At 75.1% G+C, this 26,369-nt stretch carries 23 protein-coding genes; 16 read left to right on the forward strand and 7 right to left on the reverse strand.

The annotated features are described in order from the left end of the window. Positions 1-12 precede the first annotated feature (12 nt). Positions 13-801: an SDR family NAD(P)-dependent oxidoreductase gene (locus VGI02_RS06815; protein ID WP_331626528.1), complete on the forward strand. Its 789-nt coding sequence runs from the start codon at positions 13-15 to the stop codon at positions 799-801. A 375-nt stretch (positions 802-1,176) separates the two neighbouring features. Here the strand turns inward: VGI02_RS06815 and VGI02_RS06820 are convergent, their stop codons facing one another. The 4 genes from VGI02_RS06820 to VGI02_RS06835 all read right to left on the reverse strand — a co-directional run bounded on the left by VGI02_RS06820 (position 1,177) and on the right by VGI02_RS06835 (position 6,245). Next, positions 1,177-1,632 (reverse strand): SDR family oxidoreductase, encoded by a 456-nt coding sequence (locus tag VGI02_RS06820; RefSeq protein WP_331626529.1) that lies wholly within the window; start codon positions 1,630-1,632, stop codon positions 1,177-1,179. A gap of 402 nt (positions 1,633-2,034) precedes the next feature. Beyond that, complete coding sequence (locus VGI02_RS06825; protein ID WP_331626530.1) at positions 2,035-3,186, reverse strand: alpha/beta hydrolase; 1,152 nt, start codon at positions 3,184-3,186, stop codon at positions 2,035-2,037. Between the two features lie 86 nt (positions 3,187-3,272). Next, positions 3,273-5,315 carry an ArnT family glycosyltransferase gene (locus VGI02_RS06830; protein WP_331626531.1) on the reverse strand — a complete coding sequence of 681 codons (2,043 nt, stop codon included), beginning with the start codon at positions 5,313-5,315 and terminating at the stop codon, positions 3,273-3,275. A 117-nt stretch (positions 5,316-5,432) separates the two neighbouring features. Continuing rightward, positions 5,433-6,245 (reverse strand): TspO-related membrane protein, encoded by an 813-nt coding sequence (locus VGI02_RS06835; RefSeq protein ID WP_331626532.1) that lies wholly within the window; start codon positions 6,243-6,245, stop codon positions 5,433-5,435. Between the two features lie 91 nt (positions 6,246-6,336). On the opposite strand from VGI02_RS06835, the gene VGI02_RS06840 reads away from it, so the two are divergent. Then, the gene (locus VGI02_RS06840) at positions 6,337-7,194 is read left to right on the forward strand and encodes a hypothetical protein (protein WP_331626533.1); all 858 of its coding nucleotides are present in this window, start codon (positions 6,337-6,339) and stop codon (positions 7,192-7,194) included. Between the two features lie 4 nt (positions 7,195-7,198). Here the strand turns inward: VGI02_RS06840 and VGI02_RS06845 are convergent, their stop codons facing one another. Then, complete coding sequence (locus VGI02_RS06845) at positions 7,199-8,893, reverse strand: L-lactate permease (RefSeq protein WP_331626534.1); 1,695 nt, start codon at positions 8,891-8,893, stop codon at positions 7,199-7,201. 210 nt (positions 8,894-9,103) lie between these two features. Here VGI02_RS06845 and VGI02_RS06850 point away from each other — a divergent pair, with 210 nt between their 5' ends. From VGI02_RS06850 to VGI02_RS06865, 4 genes are all read left to right on the forward strand, one after another. Beyond that, positions 9,104-10,636, forward strand: a complete 1,533-nt coding sequence (locus VGI02_RS06850) for a peptide MFS transporter (protein WP_331626535.1) — start codon at positions 9,104-9,106, stop codon at positions 10,634-10,636. Between the two features lie 340 nt (positions 10,637-10,976). Further along, positions 10,977-11,840, forward strand: coding sequence for a GAF domain-containing protein (locus VGI02_RS06855; RefSeq protein WP_331626536.1), 864 nt, complete (start codon positions 10,977-10,979; stop codon positions 11,838-11,840). Next, the gene (locus VGI02_RS06860; RefSeq protein ID WP_331626537.1) at positions 11,837-12,577 is read left to right on the forward strand and encodes a GAF and ANTAR domain-containing protein; all 741 of its coding nucleotides are present in this window, start codon (positions 11,837-11,839) and stop codon (positions 12,575-12,577) included. Before VGI02_RS06855 ends, VGI02_RS06860 begins: the two co-directional genes overlap by 4 nt. A gap of 524 nt (positions 12,578-13,101) precedes the next feature. Beyond that, positions 13,102-14,538, forward strand: a complete 1,437-nt coding sequence (locus VGI02_RS06865; RefSeq protein ID WP_331626538.1) for a serine/threonine-protein kinase — start codon at positions 13,102-13,104, stop codon at positions 14,536-14,538. A 34-nt stretch (positions 14,539-14,572) separates the two neighbouring features. Here VGI02_RS06865 and VGI02_RS06870 read toward each other — a convergent pair whose 3' ends face one another. Continuing rightward, the gene (locus VGI02_RS06870; protein ID WP_331626539.1) at positions 14,573-15,862 is read right to left on the reverse strand and encodes a glycoside hydrolase family 183 protein; all 1,290 of its coding nucleotides are present in this window, start codon (positions 15,860-15,862) and stop codon (positions 14,573-14,575) included. Positions 15,863-16,081: 219 nt separating this feature from the next. On the opposite strand from VGI02_RS06870, the gene VGI02_RS06875 reads away from it, so the two are divergent. After that, positions 16,082-17,293 (forward strand): acetyl-CoA hydrolase/transferase C-terminal domain-containing protein, encoded by a 1,212-nt coding sequence (locus tag VGI02_RS06875; protein WP_331626540.1) that lies wholly within the window; start codon positions 16,082-16,084, stop codon positions 17,291-17,293. Positions 17,294-17,349: 56 nt separating this feature from the next. Beyond that, the gene (locus VGI02_RS06880; RefSeq protein ID WP_331626541.1) at positions 17,350-17,742 is read left to right on the forward strand and encodes a hypothetical protein; all 393 of its coding nucleotides are present in this window, start codon (positions 17,350-17,352) and stop codon (positions 17,740-17,742) included. Positions 17,743-17,776: 34 nt separating this feature from the next. Here the strand turns inward: VGI02_RS06880 and VGI02_RS06885 are convergent, their stop codons facing one another. Continuing rightward, a complete protein-coding gene (locus VGI02_RS06885; RefSeq protein WP_331626542.1) occupies positions 17,777-18,091 on the reverse strand; it encodes a metal-sensitive transcriptional regulator in 315 nt (104 codons plus the stop codon). A 92-nt stretch (positions 18,092-18,183) separates the two neighbouring features. Here VGI02_RS06885 and VGI02_RS06890 point away from each other — a divergent pair, with 92 nt between their 5' ends. From VGI02_RS06890 to VGI02_RS06925, 8 genes are all read left to right on the forward strand, one after another. After that, positions 18,184-20,427: a heavy metal translocating P-type ATPase gene (locus tag VGI02_RS06890; RefSeq protein ID WP_331626543.1), complete on the forward strand. Its 2,244-nt coding sequence runs from the start codon at positions 18,184-18,186 to the stop codon at positions 20,425-20,427. Beyond that, on the forward strand, positions 20,424-20,774 hold the full coding sequence (locus VGI02_RS06895) for an NADH-quinone oxidoreductase subunit A (protein WP_331626544.1): 351 nt from the start codon (positions 20,424-20,426) through the stop codon (positions 20,772-20,774). The genes VGI02_RS06890 and VGI02_RS06895 overlap by 4 nt, the downstream gene beginning before the upstream one ends. After that, entirely contained in the window at positions 20,765-21,859 is a 1,095-nt protein-coding gene (locus VGI02_RS06900; RefSeq protein WP_331626545.1) for a hypothetical protein, read from the forward strand. Before VGI02_RS06895 ends, VGI02_RS06900 begins: the two co-directional genes overlap by 10 nt. Continuing rightward, positions 21,852-22,781, forward strand: a complete 930-nt coding sequence (locus VGI02_RS06905; RefSeq protein ID WP_331626546.1) for an NADH-quinone oxidoreductase subunit H — start codon at positions 21,852-21,854, stop codon at positions 22,779-22,781. The genes VGI02_RS06900 and VGI02_RS06905 overlap by 8 nt, the downstream gene beginning before the upstream one ends. Further along, positions 22,778-23,281, forward strand: a complete 504-nt coding sequence (locus tag VGI02_RS06910; RefSeq protein WP_331626547.1) for an NADH-quinone oxidoreductase subunit J — start codon at positions 22,778-22,780, stop codon at positions 23,279-23,281. Before VGI02_RS06905 ends, VGI02_RS06910 begins: the two co-directional genes overlap by 4 nt. 5 nt (positions 23,282-23,286) lie before the next feature. Then, on the forward strand, positions 23,287-23,589 hold the full coding sequence (locus tag VGI02_RS06915; protein ID WP_414638210.1) for an NADH-quinone oxidoreductase subunit NuoK: 303 nt from the start codon (positions 23,287-23,289) through the stop codon (positions 23,587-23,589). Positions 23,590-23,599: 10 nt separating this feature from the next. Beyond that, positions 23,600-25,489 (forward strand): proton-conducting transporter transmembrane domain-containing protein, encoded by a 1,890-nt coding sequence (locus VGI02_RS06920; protein ID WP_331626549.1) that lies wholly within the window; start codon positions 23,600-23,602, stop codon positions 25,487-25,489. Continuing rightward, a partial coding sequence (locus VGI02_RS06925) for a complex I subunit 4 family protein (protein WP_331626550.1) occupies positions 25,489-26,369 on the forward strand: 881 nt, incomplete at its 3' end. The genes VGI02_RS06920 and VGI02_RS06925, both read left to right, overlap by 1 nt.

Raw genomic sequence — 26,369 nt, forward strand, 5'->3', positions numbered from 1 at the left:
AAGGCCCGGCACATGGACCTCGGACTGGCTGGTGCGCGGGCGATCGTCACGGGAGCCTCGCGCGGGATCGGACTGGCGTGCGCGCGGACGCTCGCCAGGGAAGGCGCGTCGGTGGCGCTCGTCGCGCGCTCGGCGGGCGACCTCGACACGGCGGCGGCGTCGGTGGACGGCACCACCCTCACCGCCGTCGCGGACACCACCGACGACGCGGCCGTGCGCGCGATGGTCGCGCGGGTGGTCGGCGAGTGGGGCGGGGTGGACGTCCTCGTGAACGCGGCCGCCCGCCCGGCGGGCGGCAGCCCGATCCCGCCGTTGACCGAGCTCTCCGACGACGCCGTGGCGACCGAGTTCGACACCAAGGTGATGGGCTATCTGCGCACCGCCCGGGCGGTCGCCCCGTCGATGATCGCGCAGGGCGCGGGGCGGATCGTGAACATCAGCGGGCTCAACGCCCGCAGGACCGGGTCGATCGCCGGGACGATCCGCAACGTCGCGGTCGCCGCGCTCACCGCGAACCTCGCCGACGAGCTCGGCCCGCACGGCATCACCGCGACCTGCGTCCATCCCGGGATCACCGAGACCGAGCGCATCCCACAGATGCTCGCCGACCAGGCGTCCGCACGGGGTACCTCCGAGGACGAGGTCCGGCGGGGTCTCGCGGCCACGACGAGCCTCCGTCGGTTGATCACCGCGGAGGAGGTGGCCGACGTCGTGACGTTCCTGGCCTCGCCGCGCTCGGTCGCGGTCACCGGGGACGCGATCGGCGCCGGGGGCGGGCAGCCCGGCGTCGTGCACTACTGACGTCCCGAACGGCCCGCGTTCCCGAAAGGCCCCGGACATGCCGGGACGGCGCCTCCCCGTCGAGGGGTGACGCCGTCCCGGGCTCGGAGGAACGTTCGGATTCGGGACCCGCTGGGGTCACCGGCCCACTGCTCGTGGGGTTGCGCTCTCGTGGGCGTGCCGTCCCGAGCTCGAGGGCTACGGGCGGCCGTGCTCCGACGAGCGGTGCTGGCCGGTCCAGTGCGGGATTTTCCCTGCGATCAATGGATCACCTGCCTCCTCGTCGGGGCTCTCGGCCAGCCGCTGCGGTCGATCCCCAGGGACTCTCGGTGAAGGTCAAACCCTGTGATCAGGACCACATCGACAGGGGCGACGCTACTCCGGTCCCGGACGACGTCAAGGGTTACCGGACGGTGAACGCGCTCCGTCCGGCGAGTCGTCATCACAGCGTGTCGGCGACCCGGCGACTCGTCGGCGGGCGATCCCCGCAGGGCCGCCTCGGCGTCGGCGTGGTGGGGCGGCGAGCCCGCCGGGGACGGGGTCGGTCTCGGTCAGCACCGACTCCGAGGACAACAGCACGACATGCTCCACCCCCGCCCGCACGGCCGCCGCCGCGAACCCGTCGAGCTCCCCGGTGACGTAGCAGAACACCGCGCGCACCCCGTCGAGCGCGGGACCGAACGAGGACGGGTCGGCGAGGTCGAGCCGGACCCGGGCCACGTCGTCGGGGACATCGAGCTTCTCGGGGTCACGGCCCGCGGCGCGGACGGGCACGCCCGCGGCGCGCAGGCCGGCGACGACGCCGGAGCCGACGGTGCCGCGGGCGCCGGTCACGAGGACGGGGCTGGTCATGCGGGGACCTCCTGGGGCCGGGTCGGGAGCGGGGTCGTCGATGGTGTCCCCCGCCGGCGGCGCGCGCACGCTCCGCGGCGCCGGCGCGAAGAAGACGGCGGCGACGACGAAGGCGAGGACGGCGGGACACTCGACGGTGGAGTCGCTAGGCAGATGATCATGCCGAGCGCGTCCCCTGTCTGTCATCGACTTCTGCGGCGGAACGCGCCGGGTCTGGTGCACGACGCCGCACCGCGCGCGATCCAGGCCGTCGTCCGCCGCGCTCGCCGTGATCAACTGCCTAGGCACGGGCGGACCCCATCACCCCTCGTCGAGGTGATCGTCCGACCCCCGGTCAGGCCACTCACGGGGCCCGGTCCATCTCGTCGACGGACCGACCGTGACCGGCGGTCCTCGCCGGTGTCAGCGGCGCGAGGTCGGGGACCACGCACGCTCGCGGAGGAACGCGAGCACGGCCGGACGGGCGATCTGGCCGCCGGGTGAGCCGTAGGGGTGATCGAAGACGTGGTCGGCGTACGGCACCTGGAGCAGCCGGCCCGGGACGCCCGCGGCGCGCAGGGCGGCGTCGTGGCGCCGGACCAGATCGGCGCGGATGAAGTTGTCCGCCTTCCCCACGACGAGCATCGTCGGCGGGAGGCTCGCGGCCACGAGATCGATGGGCGACGCGGCCCGGGTCAGGGCGGGGACGGACGCCGCCGGACCGCCGAACACCGCGTCCTGCAGGCCGGGCGCGATCAGGGTCATGTCGACGACGGGGTAGAACGCCACCGTCGCGGCCGGCGGCGGCGTCGGGGTGGGTTGCGGCAGGCTCGAGCCGGGGACGCCGACCAGGGCCGCCGTGGTCGAGAGGGCCAGCGTGGCCCCGGCCGACTGCCCGGCGAGGGTCACCGCCCCCGGATCGAGACCGTACGCCCGGCCGGCGCCGCGAACCCAGGCCAGGGCGGCGGCCACGTCGTCGCGCTGCGCCTCCCCGAGGGTCGCACCGGGCAGCGGTGTATCGCCGGGCAGCCGATAGCCCACCGAGACCACCGCGAGACCGTGGTCGGCGTACCAGCGGTTGCTGCGCTCGCGGTCGGTCCGCTCGCCCCGCACCCAGCTGCCGCCGTGGACCCAGACCATCACCGGGTGCGGGCCCGGGCCGGGCGGCAGCGTCACGTCGAGGTCGAGGCCCGGCCGGTAGCGCACCGTGGCGTCCGGGGCCGACCCGGACTGGTCGACCGCGGTGAGGGCCAGCGGCCAGTCCAGGCGCACCCCCTCGGCGCGCGCCGTGGTCCGCAGCGCCGCCAGCACGACGACGCCGCCGAGCAGAGCCACCCCGGCGACGATGGCCACCACCACCCCGAGCCGCGGCACCCCCAGCGCCACCAGCCCGAGGCCCGCACCGACCCCGGCGAGCGCCGCCGCGACCACGTGCACCGGGTACTGCCCCGAGACGAAGGAGCCGAGGAACCCGATCACCGGGATGCGCGGCCGGAAGGTCCCCAGCACGACGACGAGCAGGCCGCCCGCACCGAGGACACCGATCGTGCCGAGCGCGATCCGGGCGAGCGTCACCGCTCGATCATGCCGTAGGTGGGCTCCGCCCTTGTGAGCACTTTCCGGGGTCATAGCCCCGGAAAGTGCTCACGGGGCGGAGCCACCTAGCGTGGCGCGGCCGCCAGGTCGTAGACGGTGTCCGCGCCGACGGTGGTGCCGGTCCAGTGCGCATGGACCCACGACTGGACCGGCGCGAGCGCCGCACCACGCCCGCCGAAGCCGCCGAAGCCGCGGGCCCCGCCGCGGCCGCCGGCGCCCGTCGTCGCCGGGGCCACGTAGTAGCGCACCCGGTGGGACGCGACGTCGGCCTGGAACTGCGGCAGCGTCGGGGTCGGGTCGGACCCGGAGAACCCGCCGAGCCCCATCACCGAGGTGTCGCTGGCGAGCTCCAGCCCGGCCGCGGCCATCGTCGTCGGGGTCGCCGCCGACCACTGCGTGCCCGCGCCGCGCAGCAGTGCCGCCACCTGCGGGTCGGCGGACCGGAAACCGCCGAAGCCGCCGGGGGCACCGCGTCCCGCCTGACCGCCCTGGCCTGCCTGACCACCCCGGCCGCCCTGACCGCCCTGACCGGCCCGCATCGCCGCGGTGAACCGGGCGGTCCGGGAGTCACGCACCGCCGGCCCGGCACTCGCCTCGGCGCCCCCGTGCGGGGTGACGACGGTGTCGACGGCGTAGGCGCTCGCCCCGCCCAGGGTGGCGACGAGGCCGAGCACCACGGCCGCGACGACCCCCGCGCGGCGGGCGAGCACCGCCGGGACGACGACCACGGCCGCCGCGAGCACCCCGGCCACGAGGACCGTCCCCGGCAGCCACGGCAGGAAGGTCGGGCTGCGCCAGAGCAGCACCGCCGACCACGCCGCGGTGCCGACGATCCCCACCGCCAGCACCACGCGGGCCGCGGCGTCGTCCCGGCGCCGCCATGCCTCCTGCGCCCCGATCGCGACGAGCGCGGCGATCGCCGGGGCCATGACGATCGTGTAGTACGAGTGGACGATCCCCGCCATCAGGGAGAAGACCGCGCCGCTCACGACGAGCCACCCTCCCCAGAGGACGGTCGCCGCCCGCAGGCGATCACCGGCAGGGGCCCGTCGGCTCACCCAGAGCAGGGCGACGACGGCCAGCAGCGCGGCCGGGAGCAGCCACGCGATCTGGCCGCCGAACTCCGTGGAGAACATCCGGCCGAGCCCGGCCTGCCCGCCGAATCCCGCGAAGCCGCCGGGCGGGCCGCCCCGGCCGCCACCAGGAGCACCACCGGGCCCGCCGGCACCACCGGGCCCGCCCGCACCGCCACCCGACCGGCCGATGATGCGGGACAGGCCGTTGTAGCCGACCGCGAGCTGGAGCAGCGAGTTGTCGGTCGAGCCGCCGATCCAGGGTCGCGCGGAGGCGGGCCACACCGCGGCGAGCGCCACGAACCACCCGGCGCCCACGACGATGCCCGCCAGGCCCGCCACGAGCTGACCGATCCGTCGCCGCCAGGAGACGTCGGAGGCCACGAGGTGCACGAGCGCGAACGCGGGCACCACGAGCATCGCCACGCCCATCTTGGCGAGGAAGCCGAGCCCGATCAGCGCGCCGCAGACGACGAGCCACCAGGTCCCGGCCCGCCGGGGTGCCGCGTCCACCGCGCGCACGAGCGCGTAGGCCGCGGCGACCAGCAGGAACGTGAGCATGGGGTCGGGGTCGTCGAACCGGAACATGATCACCGCGACCGGGGTGAGCGCCAGGACGACGCCCGCCACCAGCGCCGCGCCCGGCCCCGACCAGCGCCGCACCGTGAGCACCAGCAGCGCCACCGACGCGATGCCGAGCACCGCCTGCGGGATCAGCATCGACCACGGCGAGAACCCGAACAGGTTGGCCCAGAGCCCCATCCACCAGTTGTCGGCCGGGGGCTTGTCCACGGTGATGAAGCCGGGGGCGTCGACCGCGGCGAAGAGCCAGGCGACCGGGTTGCGGGTCGAGGCCTGGACCGCGGCCGCGTAGAAGGTGTTGGCGTCGCCGTTGGCCCCGACGTCCCAGAGGTCGACGAGGGCGGCCAGCGCGAGGACGCCGAGGAACCCGGGGCGGAACCACCGGGCCGTGACCCGGGGCTCCTCCGGGGATGCCGGGTCGACGGGCGGTGCCGTGATGACGGAGGTGCTCACGGGGCCCGACGATCAGGCGGTTTCCTCACCGCGGGCTGGGCATTCCCTGTGGGCGGGCTGTGCGGCCGCCGAGTGGTGTGGGAGCGACGTGTGAGCCGCGCGGCGAGTGGTCGCCGATCAGCCGAACGACACGGCGAGCGGCTCCTCGGCCCCCCGGAGCCGCCGGGCCACCGCCGCCACGACGAGCACGGCGGCCACCACCGCCGCGACCGTCACGGCCGTCCCCCGCCCCGCGACGACGATCCCGCCCAGCGCCCAGAGCCCGCCCGCCGCGTAGGCGACGGGCGCGGGCGCGGCGTTCGCGACCACGGCCGCGACGAGCCCCGTCACGAGCAGCACCACCAGTGCGAGGACGACCGCCACGGCGCCGTCCCCGGGGAGGCCCGTCCAGCGACCGGTCGCGGCGGTGCCGACCACCGTCGCGACGCTGACCCAGCCGGCGTACAGCGCGAGCGGGCCGTGCAGCGTCCACCGGTCCGCGACCGGGGCGGGGCCCCGCTCCCCGGGGGCGAGCCGGGCGAGCACCGCGGCCAGGCAGACCAGGAGCGCGACGATCGCCACCTCCGCCCAGCCGACGAGGCGCTGGGAGAACAGCACGATCCACCCGGCGTTGGCGACCGCGGCGCCCACCAGCCACCACCCGGTCGCCCGGTGCTCGGGGCGCGCCCACTGCGAGGGCAGCGCCTGGCGCACCGCCACCACGAGCACGCCGAGGTAGATCAGCCCCCAGATGGCGAAGGCGCCCGGCGCGGGCACGATCGGCGTCGAGAACGCGGCCGAGACCACGCCGATCGGCTCCCCGGCCCGCCCGGACCCGCCGAGCCCCCCGACGACGCACTGGGCGATCGCGGTGACCAGCACCGCAGCCGCGCGGACCCCGTCGACGCCCGTCGCCGTCGTCGTCGGGGGCCTGGAGACGGTGTCGGTCACCGCGCGGGCGTGCCCGACCTCGTCCCGGGCGAAACCGACACGGGTGGAACACTGGGTCCCACCGAGTGCGAGGACGACCCGGGGGCGGACAGTGACGGGAACGAGGTGGCCCGGCGGCCCGTTCGCCGGACGGCCGCGGTGGCTCCTGCCCGTCGCGCTCGGCGTCGTCGTGGTCCTGGCGATCGTCGGGATCATCGTGGCGATCGTGAACGGGGTGTCCGCCGTGGTCGCCGGTCCGCAGTGCACCGTGACGGCGCCGCCGAACTCCCCCGGCCTGCGCTCCTCGTGGAGCGGCTCGCCCGAGCAGATGGACAACGCGGCCACGATCGCCGGGGTCGGGCGCAAGCTCGGGGCCCCGGACCGGGCGATCACCATCGCCCTCGCCACCGCCATCCAGGAGTCCGGGCTGGCCAACCTCAACGGTGGCGACCGCGACTCGCTGGGGCTCTTCCAGCAGCGCCCGAGCCAGGGCTGGGGCACCACCGCCCAGCTGACGAACACCGTCACGGCGACGACGAAGTTCTACGACGCCCTTCTCGCGATCCCGGGCTGGGCGGGCATGGACGTCACCCAGGCCGCCCAGCGGGTGCAGCGCAGCGGGTACCCCGAGGCCTACGCCGACCACGAGCCGGAGGCCCGCACCCTCGCCCTCGTGTTCCTCGGGCAGGCGCCGGGTGGCCTGACCTGCGGCAACCTCGACCTCTCAGCGCCTCCGGAGGAGACCGTGGCGAGCCTGGCGAGCTCCGAGCTCGGCAACGCGCGGCTCTCCGGGCGCCAGACCGCGGAGGCGGGCTGGTCGATCGCGTCCTGGCTGGTCGCGCACTCCACCCGGCTCGCCGTCGACCGCGTGACCTACGACGGACGGACCTGGACGGCGGCCTCCGGGACCTGGGCGCAGACCGGTTCCGCCGACGGGATGCTGGCGCTGCACCGCGCCGGCACACCCTGAGGGCTCACCCGGGGATCATCCAGCCCAGCACCGGGGTGGACTGCAGGTACACCAGCACGCACATGCCCGCCAGGAAGACCAGGCTCCACGGCAGCACCCGTCGGAAGATCTCGCCCTCGCGCCCGGCCATCCCGACGGCCGCCGCGGCGATGGCGAGGTTCTGGGGCGAGATCATCTTCCCGAGCACCCCACCCGAGGAGTTCGCCGACGCCAGCAGCACCGGATCGAGGCCCGCCTTCTGCGCTGCGGCGGTCTGCAGCGCCCCGAACAGCGAGTTCGACGACGTGTCCGACCCGGTGACCGCCGTGCCCAGCCACCCCAGCACCGGGGAGAGGACGGCGAAGAACCCGCCGGTCGCGGCGAGCCACTGCCCGATGGTGATCGTCTGGCCGGAGAGGTTCATGACGTAGGCCAGCGCCAGCACGGCCATGACGGTGACGATCGCCGAGCGCAGTTCGCGCAGGGTCGACCCGTACGCCCGCAGCGCCTCACCCGGGCGCACCCGCAGCACCAGCATCGTCAGGACACCGGCGATGAGCAGGATCGTGCCGGCCGCGGCGAGCCAGTTGAGGGTGAACGTCGTCGACGACGCCTGGGATCCCGACGGCGTGCGCACGTCCAGCCCGGGCCAGCGGAACTTGAGGGTCGCGGCGCTCAGCGCCGAGGTGATCACCGGTATCTGCTGGACGGAGAAGAGCACGATGATGATCACGTAGGGGGCGTAGGCGAGGAGCACGTCCCGGCGGGAGTCGGGCCCTCCGTCGCCGTCACGACCCGGTCCGTCGGCCGACGGCGGCTCCGGGCCGGTGTCGCCCGGCGTCGTGTCCCTGTCCCCGGTACCGCCCGCGGGCACCGGGACCGGTGCCGCGGTCGTCGAGCCGGCCCGCACCCGGACCATCAGGACCACCGCACCGGCCGAGACCAGCGCGGCGATGATGTCGGTCAGCGGGACCGAGAGGTAGTTCGACACCAGGAACTGGGCGATCCCGAAGGACAGACCGCCGGCCAGCGCCACCGGCCAGGTCTCGCGCAGCCCGCGCGTGCCGTCCACCAGAGCGACCAGCACGAACGGCACGAACAGCGCGAGCACCGGGGTCTGGCGACCGACCACCGCGCCGAGGGTGTCCTCGGGCAGCCCGGTGACCTGGGCCAGCGTCGTGATCGGGACGGCGATCGCCCCGAACGCGACGGGGGCGGTGTTGGCCACCAGCGCGACCGTCGCGGCCTTGAGCGGGCGGAACCCCAGCCCGATGAGCATGATCGTGCAGATCGCGACGGGCGCGCCGAACCCCGCGAGCGCCTCGAGCAGCGCCCCGAACGCGAACGCGATGATCACCGCTTGGACGCGCTGGTCCGACGAGACCGCCCCGAACGAGCGCCGCAGCACGTCGAAGTGCCCGGACTGCACCGTCATCCGGTAGATCCACAGGGCGTTGATGACGATCCAGAGGATCGGGAAGAACCCGAAGACGGCTCCCTCGACTCCGGAGAGCGCCGCCTGACCGACCGGCATGCCGTACACGAGCACGGCGACGACCAGCGCCACCGCGAGCCCGATCAACGACGCAAGCCACGCCCTCATCCGCAGGCCGCCCAGCAGGACGAACAGGACGAGCAGTGGCAGGGCCGCCACCAGTGAGCTCCAGGCCAGAGAGCCCAGCACGGGCGCGTACTGCTGGACGTATCCCGCCTGATTCATCGGGTCCTCCGTGTCCTGCATGCGTCGTCGCTGTCGCACTGTGGCGTGTGTCGCATCCTGACGGACCCGTGACGGTGCGTCGAGACGTGTTCGACTCTCCGGAAGATCCCCCCGTCAGCGTGACGTCGACGGCGGCGGTAACCCACGGCGCGTGACATTTCGGTGACGACCACTGGTGCGGACCTCTTCGATGGGCCACCCTGATCGCCCGTGACCACGACCCCCGGTTCCCCGGACGGCCCCACGGCGGACGACCCCGCCGACGGCTCCGTCGCCACCACGCCCGATCCCGGCGAGGACTTCTCCGCCGACCGCCGCTTCTTCGGCCATCCGCTCGCGTTGGCCAACCTGTTCTCGGTCGAGCTGTGGGAGCGCTTCAGCTTCTACGGCATGCAGGCCGTGATGACGCTGTACCTCTACTACTCGGTCGTCCCGGACGGCGGGCTCGGCCTGGAGAAGGCCGAGGCCACCAGCATCATCGGCGCCTACGGCGGCATGGTGTACCTCGCCTGCGTCGCCGGCGCCTGGATCTCCGACCGGGTCCTGGGCGCGGAGCGGACGCTGTTCTACGCCGCGTGCACCGTGATGCTCGGTCACATCGCGCTCGCGGTGCTCCCCGGCCTCGGCGGCGTCGCAGTCGGGCTGGTGCTGGTCGCGCTCGGCTCCGGCGGCGTGAAGACCGCGGCGACGTCCGTCGTCGGCTCGCTCTACCGCCGCGACGACCCGCGCGCCGACGCCGGCTTCTCGATCTTCTACATGGGCGTCAACATCGGTGCCCTGGTCGGCCCGCTGCTCACCGGGTTGACGCGGACCACGCTGGGCTTCCACTGGGCGTTCGGGCTCGCGGCGGTCGGCATGGCGATCGGATTGGGGATCTACACACTCGGCCGCCGGAACATCCCGGTCTCCGCGACCACGGTGCCCAACCCGTTGCCGTCCGGAGCATGGGTGCGGCCCGCGGTCGGTGTTCTCGTCGCGGCGGTCGTCGTGGCGCTGCTGTTCGTGCTCGGGGTCCTGACCGCGGACAACCTCTCGACCGCGGTGGCGATCGTCGTGGCCCTCATCGCGATCGGGCTCTTCACGTTGCTGCTGACGAGCCCCCGCGTCACCGCCGACGAGCGCAGCCGGGTGCGCTCGTTCATCCCGATGTGGCTGGCCAGCGTGGTGTTCTGGTCGCTGTTCCAGCAGCAGTTCACCGTCGTGGAGCTCTACGCCGACGAACGGCTGGACCGGGTGCTGGGCGGCTGGGAGATGCCGACCGAGTTCGTCAACTCCCTCGAACCGTTCTTCGTGATCGTCCTCGCGCCGCTGTTCGCCCTGATGTGGACCAAGCTCGGGACCCGCGCACCCTCGACGCCGATCAAGTTCGCGCTCGGCGCGGGCGGGATGGGCATCGCGTTCCTGCTGTTCCTGCCGTGGGCGGGCGGGACGGGGGCGACGACACCGGTCCTCGCGATCGTGCTGATCATGCTGGTGTTCGCGCTGGCGGAGCTCAACCTGTCCCCGGTCGGGCTCTCACTCTCGACCCGGATCGGGCCTGCGCTCTTCCGGTCCCAGACGGTGGCGCTGTTCTACCTGTCGATCTCGCTCGGATCCGCGCTCGCCGGGACCCTGGCGGGGTTCTACGACCCGTCGGTCGAGGGTGCCTACTTCTCCACGCTCGGCATCGCGGCCCTGGTCCTCGGCGGCGTTCTGGTGGCGCTGGCGCCGTGGGTGCGCCGGGCGATGCGCGGGGTGCGCTGACCACCCCACGACGATGACGACCCGGCCGGCCGTGCCGCTGCGCCCGCGCTGCCCCATCACGTGGCCGGTCGGGTCGACGACGATCCTGGCGCAGCCGGGCACGGACCGACACGGTCTGGTCGCCGAATCGCGGTGGGTGGACGTTCCGGGTGTACGGTTCGGCCCACCCACGGTCTCCGTCGTCGCACGGGAGCTGGGGGCGCTCGATCCGGACCCTGTCGGGCGTGGTGAGGCGCGTTCGTTCGCCCACCAGTCGGCAGGGAAGGTTGATCGATCGTGTCCGCTCGCACCAGAGCACCCGACGCGGGGCAGGTCGGCGGCTCGGCGCCCGGTGGTCCGCGTGGTTGATCTCGATGGCTTCGACCGGGCGCTCGTGGCCGCCGTCGAGTCGCAGGGCCCGGACGCGTCGTTGGACGTGTGCCGGGCGTGCGTGACGTGGCTCCCGATGACCGGCGCCGCGATCACGATCATGTCGGAGCTGCAGGGCGCGCAGGAGCCGGTGTGCGCCACCGACGCGGGAGCGCGCCGGATCGACGAATTGCAGTTCAGCCTCGGCGACGGCCCGTGCGTGGAGTCCTTCACGACCGGGCGCGCCGTGCTCGTGAACGACATCGCCGCGCCCACGGAGGCGCGCTGGCCGGTGTTCGCCGCAGCGGCCGCCCACACCGGGGCGCGCGGGATGTACGTCTTCCCGCTGCACGTCGGCGCCTCCCGGATCGGCGTCCTCGACTGCTACCGGAGCACGCCGGGACCGCTCGACGACAACGAGCTGGCCGGGGCGCTGCGCGCCGCCGACGCCGCGGTCTGGACGTTGCTGGACCACGTCGAACAGAGCACCATCGCGGGGGACCTTCCCGCCGGGAGCGACGCAATCGGGGACTGGTTCGGACGCCGCGGGCTCGCCCGGGCCGAGGTGCACCAGGCGACCGGGATGCTCTGCGCCCAAGCCGGCGTGCTCCCTCCGGTCGCACTGGCGCGACTGCGCGCGGCCGCCTTCACCCAGGAGCGGCCCATCACCGCGATCGCCGACGACGTTCTCGCCCGTCGGCTCCGGCTCGATCCCGACGGGACCTGGCATCGCCGGGACCACCGCGGCGATACCACCATCAGTGACAGCAGCACCGGCACGGGCGAGCAGGACCACGGCCTGCCGGACGACGAGGACCCGACCGGGCGGGCCCCGGGCAAGGGGGAGCAGCCATGAGTACACCCGCCGCGAGCTCCGAACAGGGTCTGGTCCAGGCCTTCGTCCGTCTCGCCGACACCCTGGTCACCGACTACGACGTGATCGATCTCTTCCACGGTCTCTGCGCGGACTGTGTGGACCTGCTCGGAGCGGACGCTGCCGGCCTCCTGATCTCCGACCAGCGCGGGAGCCTCCAGGTCGTCTCGGCCTCCACCGAGCAGGCGCACCTCATCGAGCTCTTCCAGCTGCAGGCCGACCAGGGTCCCTGCCTGGACTGCTTCCGCTCCAGCACGCAGGTCCACGCCACCGACCTCGCCGGGGAGACCCGCTGGCCGCTGTTCTCCTCGCGGGCCGCCGAGGAGGGGTTCGCCGCCGTGCACGCCCTCCCGATGCGGCTGCGCGGGCAGACGATCGGCGCCCTCAACCTGTTCCACCGCGAGCCACACGCGATGCGGACGGGCGAGCTCGGCGTCGGCCAGGCGCTGGCCGACGTGGCCACCATCGCCATCCTCTCCGACCGCAGCGCCCGTGAGCGTGAACTGCTCACCGAGCAGCTCCAGGCGGCACTGACCAGCCGGGTCGTCATCGAGCAGGCGAAGGGTGTCGTCGCCGAGCGGGCGGGCATCACCGTCGACGACGCGTTCGTGGTTCTCCGCGGCTACGCGCGGCGTACCCGCACCCAGCTGACGGGCCTGGCCCGCGGCGTGGTCGACGGCAGCATCCCGACGGGCCCGCTGATCAACCCGAACGACTGATCGGGCTCGGGCCGGGCGGCGCCGCCGCCGATCCCCGGGGTCAGGCCCGGCCAGGCCGGGGGTGTGGACGCCCGCCCCCTCCGCGTCCACACCCCCTCCCCCTGGCCGCGACGGCCGACGTGTGGCCGCCGCCGGTCTCATCGGTTCCCCGTGCTGGGGTCAGCCGCTCGGGATACCGCTCCGCCGACGGGCGTGACGCGGTCATCGACGGGCCGTACGGAAGGCCCCGCGAGGCGGCCGAGGGCATCCGGGCGAAGGGCGCGGTGGGACGCGACTCCTGGGCACTGCCCATGGCGACGTGCTCGGCGGTCATTCCCCGGTGCTCCAGCGCTGTCGATCGGTGACCCGCCGGCACCGGGGACTGGGGCGGCCGTCTGGGAGGTGAGCGCAACCGTAGCCTCGTGTCCGCGCGCACAGCAACCATGCTGTTGGTGCGCGGAGCACCGTCCCGGCGGTAGCCTCGATGAGAAGACGCCCTGGACCACGGCGAGTCCCGTCGATGTGTCGCAGTTCAGGGAGATGGCATGGTCAGCGACGCTGTGGAACGTGGCCGTCGGCCCGTACCTGCCGCTGATCCGGGTTGCGCGCACGGGGTCGACCTCGCGGGCCGCTACCGCGTCGGGTCACTCGTCCGGTCCGACGGTCGGTGCTGCATCCACGAGGGGCGCGATGTCGTCCTGCAGCGTCCGGTCAGCATGACCCTGGCCACCCCGGAGCACGGGATCCCGATCCCGACGACGCTTCCGCTGCCGACGAGCGCACAGCACGGACACGGGCCAGGGCTCGGCGAGATCTACGACGGTGGCGACGACCACGGCACGCTCTACCTGATCACCCAGGCCCGCGAGGGCGCGACGCTCGCCGACGAGCTGAGCCGGCACCACCTGAGCGCGGACGAGGTCCGCGACCTCGGTGCCGGGATCGCGCGCGCCCTCCTGCCCGCCCACCGCCGCGGCTGGGCCCACGGCGCCCTGGAGGCCGACACCGTGGGGCTCGGGCCGGACCGGGTGACGGTGGCCGGGCTCGGGGTCGGCGAGTGGCTCGCGCACTGGGCGCAGGTCGAGGACCGTCCCCGGTACCCCGCGCCCGAGCAACTGGCCGACCGGGAGATCTCCCCGGCCACGGACGTCTTCGCTCTCGGTGCCCTCCTCGCCGAGGCCGCGGAGCCGATGCCCCCGACGGATCCGCTGTCCGTGCTGCTGCGCCGGATGCGCGCCCAGGACCCGGCTGAACGGCCCTCCACCGAGGAGGTGCTCCGCGTCCTCGGGGGCTCCGTCGCGACTCCGGACCCGCCTTCCGATCCCCGGGTCGCCGTCATGCGACGCCGAGGACCGGACGCGCGCACCGCTCCGACCGTGGCGGCGCTCGGCGGGCTCGCGGTCGCCGCGGCCCTGACCCTCGCGACGATCGTCGTGCAGACCTCGGACGCCTCCCCGGACCCGGTCGCCGGTGGCGCCACCGTCGCGGCGTCCGCCGCCGAGCCGGATCTCCCCGGGCCGCTTCCCCTCCTGATCCCGCCGCTCGCGCGGCAGGCCCTGCAGGCGGACCGGTCCCCCGCCGCACCCGTGACCACCGTCGGCACCGTCGACCGGCACCGCGCGACCGCCACCCGGAGCTCGACGCCCACGTCGTCGTCGCGGGAGGAACGCGAGGCCCTCTCCGCGGGCGAGGCTCCCGCGACAGTGACGACCACCGCGGACCCGACGACGGCGCACAGCACCGGGCGCGCGGGACCGGGATCGCCGCACCCGCGGCCGACGACCGATCCACCCGCACCCGGCAGCGCCGACCACACCGCGACGACGACCGCGTCGGCCGACCACGACGGGACCGCGTCACACCGGCCGGTTCCCGTCGTCCACCGGCGCGCGGACGCGACCGTCACCAGGGCCCGGGCGGCGCCCACGACGGTGACGGTCACCCCGACCTCGGAGCCGGACCCGGGCGACGCGACCGGCTGACGGTGCTCCTGGACGTCCCGCCCGGTGACGGGGTTCAGCCCGGCGAGGTCGGCGGCGCCGAGATCGAGGCCGACCGGGCGGGGAGCGACTGCGGCAGCACCGTGGTGGGGACCGTTCCGCCGGCCGCCAGCGGTGTCAGCCGGGTGCGCATCAGCGCCACGCGGTAGCTGGTGAACTGCGACATCGTGAACCAGATGTCGGGGCCGTCGGTCCAGCGCGGCGTGAGGTAGGGCGCGTAGGCCTTCGGGAAGTCCTTGGTCGTGGTCACCGTCTGCGCCGGGCCCCACGGTCCGGTGGGCGAGGGCGCCGTGCGCAGCACGATCTCGCCGGTGTCGTCGACGAGGTACATCATGATCCAGCGCTTGTAGTACGACGACCAACGCACGGACAGCTCCCCCACCGGGCCCTTGAGCACCGGCGTCGCGTTGGCCTCGCCCGCGACCCAGTCGCCCCCGTTCCAGTAGCGGTAGGCCGCGGCGTCGGTGAGCCGGTCGGCGGAGACCTTCGCGAGCGACAGGTCGCCGTAGCGCCCCCCGGGGATGCCGTAGACGTACACCGTGCCACCGGGCCCTGCGCCGTCCCGGACGGGGGCCCGCGGGTCGTCGGGGCCGCCGGGGCGGACGTAGGCGACCTGGCCGAACTTCGAGTTCGCGGGCCACCGGGCGGTCGGCTGGTCCACCCACGTGGTGCCGCCGTCGTTCGACGTCGTGATCCCGGAGCCGGTGAGCCGCCAGTGGCCGGGCTGGTCGAACGACTGTACCGACATGTACTGCAGGGTCATCGTCGTGTTCTTCGGCCCCGTCGCGATCCCGTAGGTGGGGATCACGGTCTCCTGCACCCCCTTGATCTTCTTGGAGGGGATCAGCTCCTTGGCGTGGCCGGGACGGTCGGTGATCATCCCGCGGAAGGGGAGGCCCGCGGTGGGGGTCGCGGGCGGGTCGATGGAGGCGATGACGTTGGACCGCCAGTCGCCGTGGCGCACCGAGTAGAAGTCCCGGGCCGGCGGGTCGCCGTAGGTGTCGCCGAACACCATCGCCATGCGGGACCCGACCATGAACATGTGCCCGAGGTCGGAGCCCTCGACGCCGTAGCGTCGGCCCGTGTCGTTGCCCGAGCCCGTGCCGACGAGATCGGCGACCTTCGCGGTGGCGGACCGCGCCACGGCGACCGGCACCCCGGCCCCCATCGGCACGCGACTTCCCGGCGACGGGGTGCCCGGTGCGCGGGCCCCGGTGGTGGGGGTGCCCGGCGTCGGGACGACGGGGGCGGGGGCCGCCATCGCGGCAGTGCCGATCACGAAGGCGACGACCGCGACGGTCGCCACGATCAGCATGGTGAGCGGACGACGGCGAGTGCGCCCGTTTGGACGAGTTTGGACCCCCATGTGGGCGCACGCTAGGAAGCGAATCGGACACTGCGGCGGCGCGCCACGCGCTCTCACTCACAGGTGTCCCACGGACCACCCGAGTACTCCGGGGTCGGTCCGGCATGATCACGCAGCGCCGATGACCCGAACGCCCCACACCCCCCGGAGCACTCGTCCGTGAACGACTCCCCTGTCCCCGGCACGATCGACGCCGCCGCGCTCGGTGCGCTGGTGCGCCCCGGTGCCCGCGTCGCGGTCGCCGACGGATGCGGCACGCCCCGCGCCGCGTTCGCCGCACTGTCGGCACTGGCCCGCGAGCGCGGTGACCTGCGCCTGCTGCTCGGGTGGATGCCCGCGGTCCCCGATGGGCTCGACCTCGCCGCGTTCGGCGACGCCCGCACCGTCATGCCCGGCTGGGGCTTGCGGACCGGCGTGGCCGAGGGCCACGTGCGATCCGTACCGGTGCGCCTGTCGGCCACGCCCGCCCTGGTCAGCGGTCCGCTGCGTCCCGACCTGCTCCTCGTCGGCGCCGCGCCCGACCCGCTCGGGCTCGTGCTCGGCAGCGAGGTGTCGTGGGTGCGGGCGGTGATCGAGGCCGGGGTACCGATCGCGGCGGTGGTGGACGAGGCGCTCCCCCGCGCCGCCGCCGGGGCACCCCTGCCCGACGACCGGACCCACGTGATCGGCGGGGCCCACCTCGGCCCGAACGAGGTGCCGGGTACCGGCGAGCCGACCGACGAGCACCGCGCGATCGGCCGCCACGTCGCGGGGCTGCTTCCCGAGGGCGCCCGCCTGCAGTGGGCGCCCGGCCAGCTCGGCCAGGCCGTCGTCGCCGCCGTCCTCGACCGCGGCCGCCCCGTCCACGTCGACTCGGGCCTGCTCGGCGACGGCGTGGTGGACCTCGACGAGGCCGGCCTGCTCGCCTCGGACGCCGTCGCCACCTACCTCGTGGGCAGCCGCCGGCTCTACGACTGGGCCGACGAGCGCGGCCGGGCCGGGCGCCCGGTGGTGCACGGCGTCGAGCACACCCACGACCCGGCGCGCCTGGCCGCCGACCCTCCCCTCGTCGCCGTGAACACCGCGGTGGAGGTGGACCTCGACGGGCAGGTGAACGTGGAGGGCACCGCCCGGGCGGTCGTCGGGGGCATCGGCGGGCACCCGGACTACGCCGCGGCCGCGACCCGCTCGCGCCGCGGCCTGTCGGTGGTCGCGCTCGCCAGCACCCACCGGGGCGTGCCCACCCTCGTCGAACGGCTCTCCCGGCCGGTGACGACGGCGAGCCACGACGTCGACGTGGTCATCACCGAGCACGGCGTCGCCGACCTGCGCGGCCGCGACCGTCCCGAGCGTCGGGCGGCGCTGCGCGCGGTGTGGGAGCCGGGCGCGTGACGGCCTGGTGACATCCGGGGCTCGAGCAGGGACTCCGGAGTCCGACGCCGGGTAGCGTGGTTGATCCACCGACCTTCCCGGAGGACCTCATGGCCGACCGCGCGCTGACCAGTGTTCCGACCGGTACGGCGGCCGAGGTGGCCAGGGCGGACACCGCCCCCGCGCTGCCGCCGGAGCGGCACGGGGCGCCGGAGACGGCGCCGGATCTGCTCGCGGCGCTCGACGCCGGCGACGACGAGGCGGTCCGGGCCTGGGTCGCCGCCCACACCCCGGAGGCGGAGAGCCTGCTGCTCTACGGCCTGTTCGTGGGAGCCGGCCTCGTCGGCCTGCTCGAGTGGCCCGCGGTGCTGCTCTCCTGCCTGGGCCAGTTCGTGGTCGACCGCCGCTTCGGCGGGGTGGAAAACCTGGCCGCCCAGCTGCGCACCCGGGTCGACGCGCTGACCGCCTGAGCCGCGCTGACCGCCTGAGCCGCCCGGAACGCCGTCAGGACCGGACCAGCCGGGCGATCGCCGCCGAGGCCTCGGCAACCTTCTCCTTGGCCTGCTCGTCGCCCGCCTTCGCGGCGTCGACCACGCACGTGCCCATGTGCTCCTCCAGCAGCGACAGCGCCAGCGTCTGCAGCGCGCCGTTCACGGCAGAGACCTGCGTGAGCACGTCGATGCAGTACTTGTCGTCCTCGATCATCCGTGCGATCCCGCGGACCTGACCCTCGACGCGCTTGAGTCGCCGCAGGTGCGCCTCCTTGTGCGGGGAGTAGCCGTGCGGCGGGGCAGGGGCCTCGTCCGGTGTCTCGCTCACGGTGCCATCATACCCAGGTGGGGTATCCCTCCGGACGTTGACGGCAGTACCCCCTCGGGGTATTCCTGGTGCCGTTCACCGGAGGGAGCGAGATGACGACGGCCGAGGCACCCGCCGAGGGGCGCAGCACCACCGAGCTGGCGATCACCGGGATGACCTGTGCCTCGTGCGCGATGCGCATCGAGCGCAAGCTCAACCGGCTCGACGGCGTGACCGCGACCGTCAACTACGCGACGGCCCACGCCCAGGTCTCGCACCCCGGCTCGGTGGGCCTCGGCGAGCTCGTCGGCACGGTCGAGCACCTCGGCTACGGCGCGGCCCGCCCGGAGACCGACGGCGGGGCCGACGACGAGGACGCCGAGGTCCTGCGCACCCGGCTGCTCGTCAGCCTGGTGCTGACGCTGCCCGTCGTCGCCCTCGCCATGGTCCCGGCGTGGCAGTTCCCCGCCTGGCAGTGGGTCTCCCTGGCGCTCGCGGCACCGGTGGTGCTGATCGGTGGGGCGCGGTTCCACCGGGCGGCGGCGGTGAACCTGCGTCACGGCGCCGCGACGATGGACACGCTGATCTCGCTCGGCACGCTCGCCGCGCTCGCGTGGTCGGTCTGGGCGCTGGTGTTCGGCGACGCCGGGATGATCGGCATGCGCCACGCGTTCACCTTCGCGCCGACGTCGGGCGACGCCATCTACCTCGAGACGGCCGCCGCGGTGACGACGTTCGTGCTGGCCGGCCGCTACGCCGAGGCCCGGGCCAAGCGCCGCGCGGGGGCCGCCCTGCGGGCGCTGCTCGACCTCGGCGCGAAGGACGTGGCGGTGCTGCGCGACCTGCCCTCGGGGGACACCGTCGAGCACCGGATCCCGGTCGAGCAGCTCGCCGTCGGGGACAGGTTCGTGGTGCGGCCCGGCGAGCGGGTGGCGACCGACGGCGTCGTCGTCGACGGGGTCGGCGCGCTGGACGCCAGCACCGTGACCGGTGAGTCGGTGCCGGTGGAGGTCGCGCCTGGCGACGAGGTCGTGGGGGCGACGGTGGCCGTCGGGTCGCGCCTGGTGGTGCGGGCGACGCGGGTCGGCGCCGACACCCAGCTCGCGCGGATCGCCCGACGGGTCGCCGAGGCGCAGAACGGCAAGGCAGCGGTCCAGCGGCTCGCGGACCGGGTGTCGGCGGTGTTCGTGCCGATCGTCGTGGTGATCGCGGCCGCGACCTTCGCCGGCTGGCTCCTCCTCGGTGGCGGGCTGACGGCCGCGTTCACCGCCGCCGTCGCCGTGCTGGTCATCGCGTGCCCGTGCGCGCTCGGGCTCGCGACCCCGACCGCGCTCATGGTCGGCACCGGTCGCGGCGCCCAGCTGGGGATCCTGCTGCGCGGCCCCGAGGTCCTGGAGTCCACCCGCCGGGTCGACACCGTCGTCCTCGACAAGACCGGCACCCTGACGACCGGGGTGATGGGCCTGGCGGACCCCGACGCCCTCGACGCGACGGCGCTGCGATGGGCCGGGGCGGTCGAGGACGGCTCCACCCACCCGATCGCGCGGGCGATCACCGAGGCCGCCCGGGGTGTCGGTCCGCTGCCCGCGGTGTCCGGCGCGCGCACCGTGGACGGACTCGGCGTGACCGGGACGGTGCACGACGGCGTCTCGGCCCACGACGTCGTCGTCGGCAGGCCCGCGCTCCTCGCCGAGCACGGGATGCGGGTCCCGGCGGCGCTGTCGGCGCGGGTCGAGGAGGCCCGCGCGGGCGGGGCGACGGCGGTCCTCGTCGGGTGGGGCGGCGAGGCCCGCGAGGTCCTCGCGGTGAGCGACACGGTGCGCGAGTCCGCCGCGGGCGCCGTCGCGTCGCTGCGTGCCCTCGGGGTGCGGCCCGTCCTGCTCACCGGCGACCACGAGACCGCCGCCCGCGCGGTGGCGGCCCGGGCCGGGATCGACGAGGTGCACGCGGGGGTGCTGCCCGAGCAGAAGGCGGACGCCGTCGCGGCGCTGCAGGCGGACGGGCACGTGGTCGCGATGGTCGGCGACGGGGTGAACGACGCCGCGGCGCTCGCCCGCGCGGACCTCGGGCTCGCGATGGGCGCGGGCACCGACGCCGCGATCGAGGCGGGCGACGTGACGCTCGTCCGTGAGGACCTCGGCGCCGTCCCGGACGCGCTGCGACTGGCCCGGCGCACCCTCGCGACGATCAAGAGCAACCTGTTCTGGGCGTTCGCCTACAACGTCGCCGCGATCCCGCTCGCCGCGTCCGGCCTGCTCAACCCGATGGTCGCGGGCGCGGCGATGGCGTTCTCGAGCGTCTTCGTCGTCGCCAACAGCCTGCGGCTGCGCCGGTTCGCGCCGCAGGCCCGGGGGTGAGCGCCACGCTCGGCCTCGCGGTGGTCGCCGGAGCGGCCCTCGTCGGGGTCGGGCTGGTCGTGGCGGTGTCCTGGCTGGTGCGGGCGCAGCGGCGGCCGTTGCGCGCGTGGCCGCACGCGGGCGGGCTTCCCCCGGTCGAGCACGCCGTCTCGCGGTTCCACGTCCGGTGGTCGACGATCGCGCTGGTCTTCCTCGCCTTCGACATGGAGATGATCTTCATGTACCCGTGGACGCTGGTCCTCGCCCGCAGCGGCACGGGCGCCGCGGTCGAGATGTTCGCGTTCCTCGGGGTGCTGCTCGTGGGCGTCCTCTACGCGTGGCGGGAGGGGGCGTTCCGGTGGTCGTGAGCCTCGCGCTGCGCCTCGCCGCCCGCCGTCCGCACGTCCTCACGATCGCCCCGGCCCCCGTCACCGACGACCTGCTCGCGGTCCGGCTCGCCGCCGAGGCCGAGCTCGCCCGACGCCGCTGGCCCGCCGCCGACTCTCCCGCGGACGCCGACGTGGTCCTGGTCGCCGGTGGGCTCGGGCGCCGCATGACGGCGGTGGTCCGGGCGGTGTGGGCGACGGTGCCCGCGCCGCGGGTGCTCGTGACGGTGGGCGCGGCCGCGGAGCTCGCCGAGGCCCTGGACAGGGCGCAGGAGCGGCTGGCGCGCGGGGGCGACCCCGATGTCAGCGATGCGGCACCGCTGACCCCCAGCGTCAGCGATGCGGCACCGCTGACGTTGGACGTCCGCAACTCCACATCCTCGATCGGGGAATCCCCTGCGCCCGAGCCCGTGATGGCGGGGTTGGCCGACTCGGACCGCGACGGGCTCGCTCTCGACGCGCTGCACGTCGTGCTCGGGCCGGTCCTCCCCGACTGGCCGGCGGGACTGGTCGTGCACGCCGCCCTCGCCGGCGACCTCGTCACCGACGCGCGCGCCGAGGTCCTCGACGTCCCCGGTCCCCGCGACCGCCCCGGCGGCAGGCACGGCCCGCTGGGACCCGACCGCACCCGGCTCGACGCCCTCGTCCGCGTGCTCGGCCTCGCGGGCGCCGACCGCGCCGCCGCCCGGGCCCGCACCCTGCGCGACGGCGACCCCGCGCCCGGCGAGACGGCGGCCTTCGGTCAGCGGCTCGCCCGCTCGCGCACCCTCGCCTGGACCCTGCGCGGCATCGCGCTCGCGGCCACCGACCACGTCCCGGTCCCGGAGTCGACGGTCGAGGCGCGGGTCCGGGCGCTCGCCGCGGGCCTGGGCGGCAGCCTCGCCCCGCCGGTGCGCCCGGCCGCGCACCGCGCCGTCGCCGCCCTCGTCGGCCTCGAGCTCGGGGCCGCGCGGCTGGCGCTGGCCGCAATGGACCCCGACACCGCGCTCGGGGCCGGTCCGGTCGAGCCCTTCCGGCCCGCGACGGCGGGCCACGACCATCATCACGGCCACGAGCACCATGGCTGACCTCCCGACCCTGCTGCTGCTCCTGCTCGCCCCCGCGCTGGTCGTCGTCGCGGGTCTGGCGGCCGCCGGAGGGGCGGTGACGAGCGGCGACCGCGCCGGAGCACCCGTCGTCGAGACCCTCCGGCTGCTCACGAAGCAGCGCAGGCGCACGCCCGACGACGATCCGCTGCTCGCCCGGGTCGGCCTCACCGTCCTCCCGGTCGCGGCGGTCCTCGCCCTCGCCGTCGTCCCCCTCGGCCTGCCGGGCACCAGCGCGCCGGTGGACCTCGACGTCGGGGTCGTCTGGTTCAACGCCATGGAGGTCCTGGCCTGGTTCGCGGTGTGGACGGCGGGCTGGGGGCCGAATGCGGCGACGTCGCTCGCCGGCGGCTACCGCGTGCTCCCGCTGGGCCTGGCCTACGAGCTGCCGCACATGTTCGCGATCATCACGCCGGCCGTCGCGGCGGGCTCGCTCGACCCGGCGAGGATCGCCGACGCCCAGCACGGACTCTGGTACGCCGTGTGGATGCCGGCGGCGTTCGTGCTCTACCTGGTCTCCACCGCGGCGATGGCGTTCTGGGGCCCGTTCGCGGCGCCGTTGGGGCGCGACCTCGCGGGCGGCGCCGCCGCGGAGCACGCCGGCCTGGACCGCCTCCTGCTGCACGCGGGCCGGTGGATGCTGCTCGTCGCGGCGGCGGCGATGGCGGTGCCGCTGTTCCTCGGCGGGGGCGCGCCACCGCCGATCACGGGGCCGGACGCGTTCGGCGGGCCCGCGTGGCTGTGGGTCGCGATCAAACTGCTCGTCGTCCTGGCGCTGCTGCTCGGGCTGCGCCGGGTCGTGCCGGTGCTGCGGATGGAGCGGTTCGCGACGCTCGCGTGGGTGGTGCTGATCCCGCTGGCCGTCGCGCAGGCGCTGGTCGTCACCGTGGTGGTGCTCGGATGACGCTGCTGGTGCTGTGCGCGGCGCTGGGCCTCGTCGCGGTCGTGACCGGGATCGGGGTGTTCGTCGTCGACTCGATGGCCCGGGCGACGTTCCTGCTGCTCGCCTCGTTCGTCGCGGTGGCGGTGCTGCTGCTGGCGTTCGGGCTGACCTATCTCGGGATCGTCGTGGTGCTCATGATGACGATCGAGATGATGATCATGGTGGTCTTCATGGTCATGCTGATGATGAACCCGGCGGGCCTGGAGCCGATGACCATGGTCCACAACCGCTGGGGGTCCCGCCTGATCGCGCTCGGGGTGTTCGCGGGCCTCGCGGCCGGTGCGCTGCTCGTGCCCTGGCCGATCAGCCCGCCCCCCGCCGCGGCCGGGGACCCGACGACGGCGCTCGGCGTCGACCTCATGGGCCCGCAGATGCTGACGATGACGGTGCTCGGGCTGGCGCTGCTGGCGACGATCGTCGGGACCGTCGCGCTGTCGGTCTCGCGAGGGGGCGGCCGATGACCGAGCTGACCCTGCGGGTGGTGCTGGTGGTGGCCGCCGCCCTGGTCGCGACCGGCGTGTACGGCGCGCTCTCCCAGCAGTCGATCGTGATGATCATGATGGGGCTCGAGCTCGTGGTGAACGGGCTGATCCTCGCGGCCGGGGGAATCTGGTCCGCGGGCGGTCATCCGGGCAACGCCTCGGTGCTCGTGGTCGTCCTGGTGACCGTGATGGCCGTGGAGATGGCGATGGGGTTCGCGGTGGCGCTCGCCCTCTATCGCGCCCGCCGCGTCGATCTCACCGACGACGCCGCGGAGCTGGCGCGGTGAGGGGGCACGGATGACCCTCCTCCTGGCCCTGCTGCTCACCCTGCCCCTGTGCGCCGGGCTCGCCCTCGTCACCGGGTTCCCCCGGGCGCTCGGGGCGCGGGTGGTCGCCGGCGGGCTGGTGGCCGCCGTGGTCACCGCGGTGCTCGCGGGCCAGCTCGCGGTGGCCGTGCTCCGCGCTCCCGTGGCCCCGACGCTCGTCGTCCCGCTGCTCGGCCGGGTCACCTTCACCTACGCCGTCGACGGCCTCGGCGCGGTGCTCGCCGTGACGGTCGCGGTGATCGGCGCGCTCGTCCTGCTCGCCGCGGCCGCGGAGCCGCAGCTGCGCGAGGGCCGCTTCGTCGGGTCCGTCCTGATCTTCCTGGCGGCGATGCTGGGGACGGTCACCGCCGCGACCCTGCCCGCGCTCCTCGCCCCGTGGGAGGTGATGGGCGCCGCGAGCTGGGTGCTCATCGCCTTCGACCGCCGCGACCGCGCGGTGGGGCCGGCGGCCACCCGCGCCTTCCTGACGACGCGGACCGCCGACGTCGGGCTCTACGTCGCGACCGGCGCCGCCCTCGCGGCAGGCGTCCCCGGCCTGGCGCTGTCCGCGACCGCCACCGCCGGAGAGGGCTGGCGCTCGCTGCTCGCGGCGGGGCTGGTGGTGGCCGCGCTCGGCAAGTCGGCGCAGCTGCCGTTCTCGGCGTGGCTCTCGGGCGCGATGGTCGGGCCGAGCCCGGTCTCGGCGCTGCTGCACTCGGCGACGATGGTGGCGGCGGGGGCGGTCCTGCTGATCCGCGTCGCCCCGCTGCTCGCCGCCACCGGGTGGGCGGCCACGCTCGTCGCCTGGGTCGGCGCGCTCACCGCCGTCGTGCTCGGGGTGGTCGCCGCGACCCAGCGCGACCTCAAGCAGCTGCTGGCCGCATCGACGTGCGCGCAGGTCGGGCTGATGGTCCTGGGCGCCGGGGTGGGTGCGACGGCGGGTGCGGCGGGCCTGCTCGTCGCGCACGCCGCGGTCAAGGCGCTGCTCTTCCTCGCGGCGGGCGGGTGGCTCCTGGTGCTGCGCAGCCGGTCGCTCCCGGTGCTGCGCGGGGCGGCCCGGCGCCACCCGGTGGTCGGCGTGACGTTCACCGTCGGCGCGGCCGCGCTGGCCGGCCTGCCGCCGCTGTCGATCTGGTGGACGAAGGACGCGGTGCTGGGCGGGGTGCCGCTGGGTAGCCAGGATCTCTGGGGGCAGGGCCTGCTCACCGTGGCGGGGCTGCTGGCCACCGCGCTGTCCGCCGTGTACGCCACCCGGGCCGTGTGGTTCGTCTGGCGGCCGACCCGGTCGCCGTCGATCCGCCGGGGCAGCGACCGGCCCCGCCGCCACGTCCCGCTCGCGATCACCCTGCCGCTGGTGGTGCTCACGGTGCCCGCGGCCGCCGTCGGCGGGGTCGCCGTCCTCGCCGGGCTGGTCCCCCGGGCCGACGCCGGGGAGCTGGTGACCACCGGCGTCGTCGTGGCGTTCGCGGCCGTGGCGACGTGGGCGCTGCACACCCGCCCGATCCGGTTGCGCTCCCCCGTGCTCCCCCGCCTGGCGTCGGCGGCCCGCGGCTGGCTGGGCCTCGAAGCGGCGACCCGCGCCGTCGTCGTCCGCCCGGTCCTCGGTCTCGCGCACCTGCTCGACCGCGCCGACGGTGCCCTGGGCACCGCCCTCCCGCGGGCGACGGCGACGGTCCCGCGGCTCGCCCGTGTCGTCGAGGAGCGCGGCGAGCGCCCGCTGGCGGCCGCGGTGGCGGCCCTCGCGACCGGGGTCCGGCGCCTCGGCGATCTCGCGCGGCGGCCGCAGACCGGCCAGCAGCACCAGTACTACGCGCAGGGGCTCGTCGCGGTGGGCGCCCTCGCTGCGCTGGTGGCGGTCCTCGTGGTCACGGGGGTGCGCTGATGCTCACCGCGCTGTGGCTCGCGCCCCTGGTCGTGGCGGCGGTGCTCGCCGCGGTCCCGGCCGCGCGCCGGGAGGTCGTGCTCGGCGTCTGGCTGGCCCTCACCGCGGTCGAGGTCGCCGGGGCGGTCGTGGTGTGGGCGGCCGTGCCGCGGGCGGGTGGGTTCACCGACGAGGTCTTCGTGGGATGGATCCCGGCCTTCGGGGTCGGCTACCACCTGGGCGCCGACGGATTCTCGGCGCCGCTGGTCGCGATGACGGCGGCGGTGTTCCTGGCGGTCGCGCTGTACTCGCTGCGGCGTCCGGTCGACGAGGACCCGTCCCGCACCAGGGCGTTCGTGCTGCTGTTCCTCGCGCTCGAGGCGGTCTGCGTCGGGGTGTTCCTCGCCCTGGACCTGGTGCTGTTCTTCGTGTTCTTCGACCTGTCGATCGTGCTGATGTACTTCGTGATCGCCGGGTGGGGATCCGGGGACCGGCTCCGGTCGGCGCTGCAGTTCTTCCTCTACACGTTCCTCGGCTCGCTGGTGATGCTGCTCGGGTTCCTCGTGCTCGCGGTGGCCGCGCGCGACCGCGGCGGCATCACGTTCGACATCCCCGCGCTCGCCGCCCGGGACCCGCTCGCCGGGAGCGGCGCGACCGGGGTGCTGGCCCTCGTCGGGATCGGGGTCGGGCTGGCGATCAAGACCCCCGTCTGGCCGCTGCACACCTGGCTGCCGCCCGCGCACACCGACGCCCCGGCCGCCGGGTCGGCGGTGCTCGCCGCGGTGCTGCTGAAGATGGGCACGTACGGGTTCGTGCGGATCGCGATGCCGCTGCTGCCCGGCCCGTGGCGCTCGGCCGCGATCGTCGTCGTGGTGCTCGGTGTCGTGTCGGTGCTGTGGGG

The organism is Actinomycetospora sp. (genome assembly GCF_036497245.1).
Lineage (GTDB): Bacteria > Actinomycetota > Actinomycetes > Mycobacteriales > Pseudonocardiaceae > Actinomycetospora.

Bases quoted from the DNA above. Each gene is read 5' to 3' on its own strand.
- VGI02_RS06815 (WP_331626528.1), top strand. From the start codon at position 13: ATGGACCTCGGACTGGCTGGTGCGCGGGCGATCGTCACGGGAGCCTCG.
- VGI02_RS06910 (WP_331626547.1), top strand. From the start codon at position 22,778: ATGACGCTGCTGGTGCTGTGCGCGGCGCTGGGCCTCGTCGCGGTCGTG.
- VGI02_RS06890 (WP_331626543.1), top strand. From the start codon at position 18,184: ATGACGACGGCCGAGGCACCCGCCGAGGGGCGCAGCACCACCGAGCTG.
- VGI02_RS06845 (WP_331626534.1), bottom strand. From the start codon at position 8,893: ATGAATCAGGCGGGATACGTCCAGCAGTACGCGCCCGTGCTGGGCTCT.
- VGI02_RS06865 (WP_331626538.1), top strand. From the start codon at position 13,102: ATGGTCAGCGACGCTGTGGAACGTGGCCGTCGGCCCGTACCTGCCGCT.
- VGI02_RS06860 (WP_331626537.1), top strand. From the start codon at position 11,837: ATGAGTACACCCGCCGCGAGCTCCGAACAGGGTCTGGTCCAGGCCTTC.
- VGI02_RS06920 (WP_331626549.1), top strand. From the start codon at position 23,600: ATGACCCTCCTCCTGGCCCTGCTGCTCACCCTGCCCCTGTGCGCCGGG.
- VGI02_RS06820 (WP_331626529.1), bottom strand. From the start codon at position 1,632: ATGACCAGCCCCGTCCTCGTGACCGGCGCCCGCGGCACCGTCGGCTCC.
- VGI02_RS06905 (WP_331626546.1), top strand. From the start codon at position 21,852: ATGGCTGACCTCCCGACCCTGCTGCTGCTCCTGCTCGCCCCCGCGCTG.